Genomic DNA, 11052 nt, shown 5'->3' with positions numbered 1-11052 from the left:
ATACACTAAATCAGTAAGTTGGCACCATCACCTACGTATCCATGTCAATTCCGTGGAGTGATAGTTCGACGGTTAGCTACAACGCGATGGTCAGCCATAACGACAATACCCATCGGGTTGGATATTACGACCGTGTTGACGAACACAACAACTATCAATTGAGTGCAGGGAACTCCAGCAGAGGAGTGAGCGTGAGCGGTTATTACAGCCATGAAGGTGACATGGCACGCATGAGTGCCAATGCCAGCTACCAGGATGGTCGTTACAGTGCCATCGGTTTAACAATGCAGGGCGGACTCACTCTCACTTCCGAAGGCGGTGCAATGCACCGCTCTGGAATGATGGGGGGGACGAGGATGCTAATTGATACTGAAGGTGTTCCGGACGTACCGGTCCGTGGCTATGGCAGTACCAGCCGTACCAATGCCTGGGGCAAGGCGGTAATTAGTGACGTTAACAGCTATTACCGAAACAAGGCAAGCATTGATTTGAACCAGTTGGGTGACAACATTGAAGCCACTGTGTCGGTGGTACAGGCTACGCTGACTGAAGGGGCGATTGGTTACAGAAAATTTGATGTAATTTCTGGCGCTAAAGCGATGGCAGCTATAAAGCTGGCTGATGGCAGTGAACCACCGTTCGGTGCGACTGTTATAAATAAGCGAAAGCAGGAGACGGGTATCGTCAATGATAGTGGAAACGTTTATTTAAGCGGTATTAATGCCGGAGAAACCATGGTGGTGCATTGGGGAGGCTCAGCACAGTGTGAAGTGAGGATGCCTGCACTTCTGCAACCAGATATGTTGATGAATACATTGCGACTACTGTGTAAGCCGCTTGATGGGGGCATACCTGGCGCCGACGATATTAAGCCGGCTGCGTGATAACAACCATGCGTCGCGAAGTGGCGAGAGCTGCTTAAGATCTTAACTAACAATATTCACAGGCCTCCGTTATGGGGAAGAAATAATGCAGAACAATTTACGGAACACGATAATTACTTCTCACAGCAGCACCTTCTCGAGGGCATTGTTTACCATCGCCCTTTTCGGAGGGATGATAGTCCAGAATACGCAAGCGGCCATTGCGCTGGACCGCACTCGAGTGATTTTTGACGGCAGCCAGAAGTCGGTGAGCTTGAACATCAGCAACCAGAACAAACAGTTACCGTATTTAGCACAGGGCTGGATTGAAGATGAGCAGGGCAATAAAATCCAGAGTCCGCTAACAGTACTTCCTCCGGTGCAACGCATCGAACCGGGTAAGCCGAGCCAGGTAAAAATCCAGGGAATGCCAGCGACAAAAAACCTGCCGCAGGACCGTGAGACAGTCTATTACTTCAACCTGCGAGAAATCCCGCCAAAGAGTAACAAGCCGAATACGCTACAAATTGCGTTGCAAACGCGCATCAAGCTGTTCTACCGCCCAGCAGCTATTGCGATGGTCAAAAACGCACCGCCACCGCAGGAGCAACTGACCTTGCGTAAGGAAAACGACAAGTATGTAGTCATCAATCCGACAGCGTATTACATAACTTTGGTAGATGCTGCCACTAAAAAAGACGGTTTGGGTATCAAAAACTTCGAGCCTGTGATGGTGCCGCCAAAGAGCAGCTTACCTCTACGGGTGAGCGTGGCGGAGATGGGTAATAGTCCTGTGCTGACCTACGTTAATGATTATGGTGGTCGACCACAACTGAATTTCAGTTGTACTGGCAACTTATGTGCGGTGAAGGCAGTGACGAAAGCATGACAAAGTGAAAGTTAGCAGAACAGGTGTCATTTATGGGAAGAGAGGCAATATATGGTCATGACCTACAAGGTTGGCATAAGCCAACGGAAGATATGCGGAGGGGTTGAACTGAAGTATTACTGCATATTTGTTAGGGGAGTGCTGATGATCCCGATGATACTGGGAGCAATGGTGTTTTTACTGTCACCAGTATATGCCCTGGGACAGGGAAAAGGGGATGTTGAAGGCTCCAGCGGTACACTATTTGTACATGGGGCGTTGACAGAAAGCGCCTGTCGACTCGAGATGGCAAGCGCGCATCAGGATGTCCTGCTGGGCGAGATTGGAACAGGTCGCTTGCAGAAGATAGGCTCCCGTGGAGAACCTGTCTGGATTGAATTGCATCTGGAAGATTGTCTGCGCAGTCCGGTCATTGGTCGCGATAAACGTACAGGCGCTCTCACCTGGTCAGAAGATCAACCAGCAGTAACGGTGAGTTTCCGAGCAATGCGTGATGTCGATAACCCACAACTGGTGAAGGTGGAGGGAGTCTCTGGATTGGGTCTACGGCTTGTAGATGCGCAGGGAGAAGATGTTCGTCTGGGAAGCAAAGGGAAACCGCTTTTCCTGAGGCCAGAACAAAACACCCTGAGTTATGCCGTTATACCGGAACGGACATTAGCCAATCTTAACTCAGGCAGTTATATGGCGGTAGTGGATTTTAATCTGAGTTATGAGTGAGGTTGGGTTAATGCGAGTGATAACGATACGACGTTTGGTTGTTTTTGCGTTGTGTAACATATTGAGTGGATTGTCGACTCAGGCAACTGGAGTTCCTAACTCCGCTTTTCTGGTGAAGGTCAATATCGTGAGTCCTCCCTGCATCATCAACAACAACGAGGATATTATCGTTTCGTTTGGAGAAATGATGGCCACTCGTGTTGATGGAAATCACTACCGTGTGCCGGTGAATTATACGCTGGACTGCAAAAATACTTCTTCCCGCGCAATGAAGTTGCAGATGCAGGGTTCCAGTACGAGCTTTGACGGTACATTGCTCGGAACCGATAATCCGGCGCTGGGCATTAAAATACTCAACGACGCGACTCCATTATCTGTCAATACCTGGATGAATTTCACGTACCCCGACAAACCCGAACTTTGGGCTGTCCCAGTGAAACATAGTGGGGTAACTCTCTCGACGGGAGAATTCTTTGCGGTTGCCACATTGAAAATAGATTACCAGTAATATGAGCATAACATAAGTAGAACGATAAAGTTCCAGCTGCTGTCCTGCGGCCTGGCAGGGACTAAGAAGATGGCATAGGCCATGGATGATAATGGAGATGCGACCTTTCTCTGCATTCATATAGTATCGCAGCCGTATACCATCAGTGATATCGATAGAATAGACATTAACTTTGATGAACGAGTAAATGTTAACAAGGTGGAAAGAACAAACTATCGAAAATATCAGGAAGTGGTTCTCGAGCATTATTGATGCATAAGAAAACATTGGCTGTCCTTGCAGGTATTTTGGCCAAGATATGGCATGGATGAGTAAAATCAGATTTTTACGAAGAAGGGGCACAGAAATGAAGTGGATGACTAAGTATATATTCAGAGGCTGGGGAGCAGTTCTAACGTGGGGAATAGCTTGTGGTGCGAGTGCTGAACTTCCGGCATGGTTGAGTACAAGTGATATACCAACATTGGCTGAACCGATGAATGTGTCACCACCAAACGATATTGGACTAACGCGTACGACTCTTGATGTCTTTACCTGCAGTGCCGGGAATATGAGTGCAAATATAATAAGAACCCTATGGCGAGGTACAGTAAAGTATTTGTACCCGAAAAATGGCCCTGCTGCTATCTTAAGCTCGTTGCATATATTAACGAGTCCCATGTCGCCGATGCAGAGACCGTATTCCGAAAATTACTGCAACGGAAGAAGAGACGGGGTTTATGTCGGCATCTGGATAAGCATCGGAGATACTAATCCTACTAAGGTCGGGACCACCTACTGGGCTGACCAAGTGCAAGCAGAACCTGTTCAGTGCTGGATTACGGCATCAAATGTTGATTTAGGGGACTTTCAACCGGGGACACAGTCACCTGCTATTGCTATCCCAACTACCCTGGTATGCGATGGAGATGCAGATTTATCTGTCACAATACAGTCACTAGAAGGTAAAGAAATACTAACCTTCAGCCCAGGGGTTACCGGACTGATGACTGTGGGACGTTCTTCTGTTTCGAATACCACTAAATTATCTGTCAAGCGGTATGTATCAGTAGATCCCTTGGCATCGGTGCGGTTGACCGTACTCCCTGGGGCAAAACCCGGTGCTTACGAAGCCTATGGCGTGATATATGTTACGGTGCAATAAATATGAGAACAGGAAAGGCGGATTCACCTTGAGGTTCTGGTTGTGCAGGAAATAAATATATACATCACTGTCTAGCTATGTGAAATTATGTATCCGAACAACTAAAAATATCTACCAGTGCATTTTAAAGGTTAATTACCATCGAAACTACAAATATTTTAGATGGTTATTAAAACGCTCTGCATAAATTTAAATACACAAAAGTTAGTCAACTATTGCTTAAACGAGAAAAACCTAAAATGACACTGTATTTATTAATTAACTCGCTGAGTTGGCATTGATTTTGATAAATCGCACAACCCTCCAAAGATTGAGTTGCCAGATAGAAAATCAGTAGTTAGCCTAAAAAAAGAATAAACTGAATGGATAAAATGGATATCATACCTAACCGACCTATATGGAAAAAAATCATTCACTCCATACATGATGGTTTTTGGGACTCCCTTGGCTATCCGGCTACATTAAGTCGGCGAGTCCATTATGGCGTTTTGAAAGCTAAAAGGCCACATATACAGAATACAATATGGCTACGTTCGGTCATTAAATGGCAAACATGGCTCAATTACGAAGAAAATCATATATGCTATCTGCATCCTGGTCATAATGGTGATTACGATTTGCTCCATCGCCATATACCTCAGCTGGATGGTCTGGTCAGTAATACCGTAATAAAAAATTATCGGTGCGACATTTCCAGTGTCGGGGGGCTAAGTTCGTCTAATAACTCTGATATAAATATTGCCACACTAGATGATTTCGCGTTGGAATTTAGCCGGGAATTAGCTACACCGATTAGTGTCGACCAACTCAGGAAAAACCTTGACCATCATAGATTACGACTATATAAAATGTTTTTCAGCCAATATTCCTGGATGCCAGGTCGCCTGTACTGGAACAATATTGATGGCATTCAACACTTTACTGCCGTCAGGTATTTGTCGATTCAGTTAGGGGTTCCTGTTCAACTGAAAGGTGAACTGAATTCTTTTAATTTAAATTTAAAGAAAGTACAGCAACTGACAGATGTGTGGGATTTATATTTGTTGCCCGATAAAGAGGTGTACGGAATATTACTAGACTGTTTGTTGAGAGTGAAAATTCCCCTCGGTATATCAAATGCTCCAGATTGGGAAAACGGGGAAAACACAAAATATCGGATTATCTGGCTAGAACGGGATAAAATCATTCCAGCGCGTGTATCACGTTTTTTGACACAGGCTGGATTTGCTTCAGTTAATCAGTATTTATTACAGCAAAAATAAAATGAATTGTACAAAGTAACTGGCCTCAAAGGCGTACGTATCTCTTTATCACACTAACTTCGGGTTCAGACGGAAATTAAAAAAACAACCTTTAGACATATATGCAAATGATTGATGATTTTCAGAGTAATTACGCATGGAGAAAACCCAGTCGTGAATCTTTCTTCCCTTAGAAAGATTCCTTACAAAATAATTTACAAACTAATCATTTTAATAAACACGTAACAGGATAGCCTGAAAAATGTTTTACATAGCCACTAATAATCATTATCTTTTTGTTGGTTTGGATTCTTTACTGAAGCCCTATAAAAGCAAAAAAATTCGCACAATTAAACGCAATAATCCAAAACATCTAAATTTTAGTGCAGGTGATACTATTTTTTTCGATGATAGTATTGATGTTGTTTGTTTATTGGAAGGTATGGTAGTGAATAACTTATCATTAAATATAATTTGCATGCATTCTTGTGAGTCGCCTGCTAATTTTATTATAAACCCTATAGAAATTTTAAGTAAAGATTTCACATCAATGAATATTAAAAAATTTACATTTTTAATAAATGAAAAAAATTGCGGATATTTTAAAAAGGTGGTCCTTTCCCCTCGGGAGGTATGTGTTTTAAATTTATCAATAAAAGGAACCAGCGTTAAAAACATTGCCAAAAGATTAGGCTTGCAAATAAAAACCGTATATGCTCACAGGAGTAATGCTTGTAATAAACTTGGGGTGGATAAGGCTTGTAATTTATTTCATTGCAGGCTTTTAATTAAGATGATTTATTTGGAATAAATAGTTGAGCCAAATGAATAGAAACATAACAGGAAACGTCTTACACAATAAAGCCGGATAAAGATAGATGTGGCGCTCATAGATAAAAAGCAGAGGGCATCAAGTGTAAGCATCTCGATAAAGCGGACCATTCACCTTTAGTGATTTTCTAACATACTGATTATGTCCCTTGAGGAGTTCATCATACGTAAAGATCTATTCACCTAGTACCAGAGACAGTCCAATAATTTATTTGATAAGGAGCTCGATGTGATGCCTGACGAGAAAAAAACCGGTTAAACCAGAAAATCCTGGTCCCGTCCCGACGCATCAATATGACCAATCAGAATGTCCGAAGCACGCCGGTAACCTTCGGTTTAAGCTGTACCGTGATCAGGCATGTAATTCAAACATGCGTTATTCTGTCAGTCGCTGTCGCTTGCTAATATCTCCGGTTCTGACGTTTTTTTTTAAATAGCTTTTTCTGTACCGATGATCTGTTAATAAATCCCGTCCTGCCATTTATTTCCCGGCCGGTTCAGATTCTGTTCTTCATTCGCCGCTGCACCGAGAGCCAAGTGAGTTCTTCCAGATCGCCTGGAACAATCCCTTCAGGATTGGTGTAGATGACGCTGGCATTCGCGGTCAGCCACCAGGAGCCTGAGACCAGAATACGTTCAGCCACCGTCAGACCGTCCCAGGTGACAATCAGCCAAGTATTTACACCATAATCTTCAGGAGGGCGGAGCCAGAGCTGTTGATGGCCGAGAGCGATCAGTGCCCATTAATACGGATCAGTTTGGATATGGGGAATTTTAAGCTTGTTTTGAACGTAGCGTCCTTACAGGGTGAGCGTCACCGCTTTGCGGCTCCGATGGTTCCATTTGGGGAAAATTTGTGCCTCTTGTTCACGATCGTCCGCTTTGTGCTAAGCAGACAATTCATTAAATTGCGCATTGACAATTTTCAGGCCTTGTTATGCCTAAACATGATCAAAAATCCTGCGTTACGTGAAAAAACGCTGCAACATATAGCTACAGCATTTCTTTTAGTCTTTTTTGGGGCGGTATTTATACGCTAACTTAATTGTTACTCTCGCAACTATCCACGTAATCCCCATACCACTGCATCATCTCTTTCCTCCCTTCCAGATACAACGCATGGTTATACGTCCCACGAATCGCGTTCTTGTCCACGTGCGCAAGTTGGGTCTCAATCCACGCAGTATTAAATCCTTCCTCATGTAAGATTGTGCTCATGGTGTGACGGAAACCATGCCCCGTTACCTTCCCCGTATACCCAATCCGCTTAAACACCTGATTAATACTCGCTTCGCTCATCGTTTTGCGGGGATCATTCCTCCCTGGAAACACAAGAGGATATTGCCCAGACATCACTTTGAGCTGCTGTACGATCTCCAGCGCTTGGGTAGAGAGGCGGACAAGGTGAGGGCGTTTCATCTTCATACGCTCCGCGGGAATTTCCCACACCGCTTTTTCAAGATCAAACTCACTCCAGAAAGCACCTCGAAGCTCGCCGGTACGAACTCCCGTAAGGATCAGCAAACGTGCGGCAAGAACAATTAACGGGCTGCCTGTATAGCCAGAGAGAGCTTTAAAGAAGTCTGGTAACTCCTCAACGGTAAGGAAGGGATAATGCTTCGATTCATGCCCTGACATCGCGCTGGTTAGATCCGCTGCAGGATTGTATTCCGCACGGCCGGTAACTATGGCGTAACGAAAGACTTCACTGCAGCGCTGGCGAACCTTCTTAGCCTTTTCTGTCGCGCCACGGCTTTCCATTCTACGCAGCACATTCAGCAGAACCAGCGGCTTGATTTCATTCACCGGCTGCTGGCCGATATAGGGGAAAATATCTTTATTGAAAGCTTCGATAATGTCGGAGGCATAACCCTCTGACCATCGGCTCACCTTCGTTCCGTGCCATTCAAGCGCCACAGCCTGAAATGTATTATGGAGCCGCACATCCCGAACCAGCTTTTCTTCTTTCTTGGCAAACGATGGATCGATACCCTCGGCCAGTTTTTTCTTGGCTTCATCACGTAGCGCCCTCGCTTGTGCGAGAGACACTGCTGGATAAACACCAAAAGCCAGACGTTTCTCTTTTCCATTGAAGCGATATTTCATTCGCCAGTATCGAGAACCAGAGGGCACAACCTCAGGATACAAACCAGCACCATCTGCCAGCTGATAGGCTTTCTCTCTGGGTTTAGCCGTGTCTACCTGTCTCGCATTAAGTTTCATTGGGGGCATCTCCCAGGACCGAACACAGAATGCCCCCACTTATGCCCCCAATAGGTGCTTGATTTCGGTTGAATCAAGTTGATAACGGAATATAAGAACCGGGCTACAAAGCGCAGTATTCTTGGGTTTAATTGATTTCGGTTTACTTGGGAAGCGTTTGAAATGGTGCCGATAATAGGAGTCGAACCTACGACCTTCGCATTACGAATGCGAAAAAACAATCATTTATTTTTATTCATTAACGTTGATTAAAATATAAAAATACAATAATAACAATGAATTAAATAAAATCAAAGATGTATTTGCATGGATAACCATTGACCTTAATACCCGTCAAATGCTTACATATAGCTTACATGAAAGTTCGTGTAATCGAGTGAAAATTAATGTCTAACTCTAATCGCATCAAACTCACAACCAGTGTTATCGACAAAGCCAAAGCTGACGCCAACAAAGTACAAACCTTCTACTGGGACAGTGAGGTGCCAGGTCTAGGTTTACGAATTACTGCAACAGGAGATAAGGCATTCATATTCCAAAGCAGGGTCCATGGTAAGTCATTGCGAATAACTATCGGCAGTGTAAAAGTGTGGCGTCTGGATGGCCCCGCAGATAGCTCAGAGAATAATGCCCGTAAGGAAGCTCGTCGCTTACAAGCTCTGTGCGATACAGGTATAGATCCACGAGAAGCCAAAGAGGAACGTCGCAAAGCGGCAGAAGAAAAGTTCATGCAGGCTGAACGAGAAACTACTACGCTTCAGGTTGCATGGTCGGCTTACATAGAACACCTGAAAACTACTCGCAGCCCAAAAACGGGCAAACTACGTTCACCTCGCTATATCACCGACCATTTCAATCTCTCTACCCCTGGTGGAAAATCAAAGACCCGAGGTAAGGGTAAAACAGTTGCAGGCCCCCTAGCCTCTTTAATGCCCTTGCGTCTCAAAGAACTAAATGCGGCTAAACTCGCCGAGTGGCTACAACATGAAAGTAATGAACGTCCTAGTGTTGCAGCCCATGCTTATCGGTTGCTGCGTGCTTTTTTATCTTGGCTTGAACAAAGCCCATGGTCTGGGTTGGCGGACAAGAACGTATGCCTGTCCCATGAAGTAAAAGAGCACTTAGCTCGTGCTGAAACTAAAGATGATTGCTTGCAACGAGAACAGCTAGCCAACTGGTTCGCTGCAGTGCAGCAACTAAGCAACCGGACAATTTCCAACTACCTACAAATCCTACTGCTGACTGGCGCTCGCCGAGAAGAACTGGCGAACCTAAAATGGAATGACATTGATTTTAAATGGCACAGTATGACTATCAGGGACAAAATTGAGGGAGAAAGGGTTATACCGCTGACGCCATATGTTTCAATGTTGGCTCACAGTTTACCACGTCAAAAGTTGAACGATGGCATAACAGATAACCCCTACGTTTTCGCCAGTGCCCGCAGCACTGATGGGCGTATCAAAGAACCTCGCCTTGCACATAATCGGGCATTGGAAAATGCAGGCTTACCACACATCAGCCTGCATGGATTAAGAAGATCTTTCGGGACTCTTTCCGAATGGATTGAAGTACCTGTAGGGATTGTTGCTCAAATCATGGGCCACAAACCCAGCGCGTTAGCTGAAAAGCACTACCGTCGCAGACCAATAGATTTATTGCGCAAATGGCATACTAAGATTGAAGAGTGGGTGCTTGAACAGGCCGGGATACTTTTTGTCACACCTGAAAAAGAAAAAACACATATCCGTTTGGTTGAAAACTCACAAGCGAGAATTGAAAAATGAAAGTTCGATTTATCGATATTATGATGATCTTTGATATAGAGCCTTGTGATTGTAACGATTGGCCTGCACCAGGAATGACCTTAAAGGAAGATGGTATATGGATAACGCCTCCTTCAGAAATAAACAAAGAGATAAGAGATTCGTTAACAAAAGAGGAGCTTTATATTTTAATTAATCATCCAACAGGAGATTACACAAAACCGGCCATTACTATCCCATGCGAAAGAGATGATTTAGTTGATTTTCTTGTTGATATTGAATTTTTCGGATTTGGATTAATCACGAAGATAGAAAAAGAATCTGAAGATATCGAGAGACTCGAAATTAACGAAAGCGGCAATAGAAAAAGAGCAAAAGAAATGTATGTGGAGCATTATAAAAAGGAAATGGAAAAGCTTCGGGAATCGACTGTAATTGAATTAAAAAAACAGATAAATGACTATTTCCCCTCTGCGAGTAAAAATGGAGAAGATAAAAAAACCAGCATGGATCAACGTCACGAAATACTTATTCTTAAAGCCATTAGAGATTTAGGATATGAACCATTGGAGATCTACCAAGAAAACGGCAAGCAGGGAATCAAAAAGGATGTATGGAACAAACTATCCAATGAGTTCAGCCGCAAGGAAATTTTTGAATATCGATGGAAAAAAATGAGAGGCAAAGGGAAAATCAAAAATAAACAATAATATTATTGAATATTTGTATTAGCTCAGATTTGAGCTGGTTGAGCTATGCTTTATAACACTATTAAACCAATCAATCGATACGAACGAAAATCTGATAATGAAATAAAAAAACCAAACAGCATCTAAGTGGCTTTGTTGAATAAATCGAACTTTTGCT

The 11052-nt window shown here is 43.7% G+C and carries 10 protein-coding genes, 1 tRNA gene and 1 pseudogene; 9 read left to right on the top strand and 3 right to left on the bottom strand.

The window, feature by feature from the left end:
• Window positions 1-32: 32 nt before the first annotated feature.
• From HMPREF3140_RS18790 to HMPREF3140_RS27630, 7 genes and pseudogenes are all read left to right on the top strand, one after another.
• Window positions 33-884 (top strand): annotated as a pseudogene (locus tag HMPREF3140_RS18790) (fimbria/pilus outer membrane usher protein); the annotation flags it as partial.
• 85 nt (window positions 885-969) lie between these two features.
• Entirely contained in the window at window positions 970-1752 is a 783-nt protein-coding gene (locus HMPREF3140_RS18785; protein WP_004147220.1) for a fimbria/pilus periplasmic chaperone, read from the top strand.
• Between the two features lie 51 nt (window positions 1753-1803).
• Window positions 1804-2472, top strand: a complete 669-nt coding sequence (locus HMPREF3140_RS18780) for a fimbrial protein (protein WP_023279258.1) — start codon at window positions 1804-1806, stop codon at window positions 2470-2472.
• A gap of 10 nt (window positions 2473-2482) precedes the next feature.
• Window positions 2483-2980 carry a fimbrial protein gene (locus HMPREF3140_RS18775; protein WP_023279257.1) on the top strand — a complete coding sequence of 166 codons (498 nt, stop codon included), beginning with the start codon at window positions 2483-2485 and terminating at the stop codon, window positions 2978-2980.
• Between the two features lie 346 nt (window positions 2981-3326).
• The gene (locus HMPREF3140_RS28395; protein ID WP_023279255.1) at window positions 3327-4124 is read left to right on the top strand and encodes a hypothetical protein; all 798 of its coding nucleotides are present in this window, start codon (window positions 3327-3329) and stop codon (window positions 4122-4124) included.
• Between the two features lie 362 nt (window positions 4125-4486).
• The gene (locus HMPREF3140_RS18770) at window positions 4487-5386 is read left to right on the top strand and encodes a DUF6685 family protein (RefSeq protein WP_004147225.1); all 900 of its coding nucleotides are present in this window, start codon (window positions 4487-4489) and stop codon (window positions 5384-5386) included.
• A 241-nt stretch (window positions 5387-5627) separates the two neighbouring features.
• On the top strand, window positions 5628-6176 hold the full coding sequence (locus tag HMPREF3140_RS27630; protein ID WP_004147227.1) for a response regulator transcription factor: 549 nt from the start codon (window positions 5628-5630) through the stop codon (window positions 6174-6176).
• A 517-nt stretch (window positions 6177-6693) separates the two neighbouring features.
• Here HMPREF3140_RS27630 and HMPREF3140_RS28890 read toward each other — a convergent pair.
• From HMPREF3140_RS28890 to HMPREF3140_RS28885, 3 genes are all read right to left on the bottom strand, one after another.
• The gene (locus HMPREF3140_RS28890) at window positions 6694-6840 is read right to left on the bottom strand and encodes a hypothetical protein (RefSeq protein WP_153244818.1); all 147 of its coding nucleotides are present in this window, start codon (window positions 6838-6840) and stop codon (window positions 6694-6696) included.
• Between the two features lie 397 nt (window positions 6841-7237).
• Window positions 7238-8419: a tyrosine-type recombinase/integrase gene (locus HMPREF3140_RS18760; RefSeq protein ID WP_032410878.1), complete on the bottom strand. Its 1182-nt coding sequence runs from the start codon at window positions 8417-8419 to the stop codon at window positions 7238-7240.
• 163 nt (window positions 8420-8582) lie between these two features.
• A tRNA-Thr gene (locus HMPREF3140_RS28885) sits at window positions 8583-8654 on the bottom strand.
• 151 nt (window positions 8655-8805) lie between these two features.
• Here HMPREF3140_RS28885 and HMPREF3140_RS18755 point away from each other — a divergent pair.
• Window positions 8806-10206 carry a tyrosine-type recombinase/integrase gene (locus HMPREF3140_RS18755; RefSeq protein WP_020323778.1) on the top strand — a complete coding sequence of 467 codons (1401 nt, stop codon included), beginning with the start codon at window positions 8806-8808 and terminating at the stop codon, window positions 10204-10206.
• Complete coding sequence (locus tag HMPREF3140_RS18750) at window positions 10203-10895, top strand: hypothetical protein (RefSeq protein WP_070553061.1); 693 nt, start codon at window positions 10203-10205, stop codon at window positions 10893-10895. Before HMPREF3140_RS18755 ends, HMPREF3140_RS18750 begins: the two co-directional genes overlap by 4 nt.
• Window positions 10896-11052 lie beyond the last annotated feature (157 nt).

This window comes from Klebsiella sp. HMSC16A12 (assembly GCF_001808265.1).
GTDB lineage: Bacteria > Pseudomonadota > Gammaproteobacteria > Enterobacterales > Enterobacteriaceae > Klebsiella > Klebsiella pneumoniae.
The sequence above is the reverse complement of the archived record's forward strand: the minus strand, read 5'-3'. Positions and strand labels throughout refer to the sequence as shown.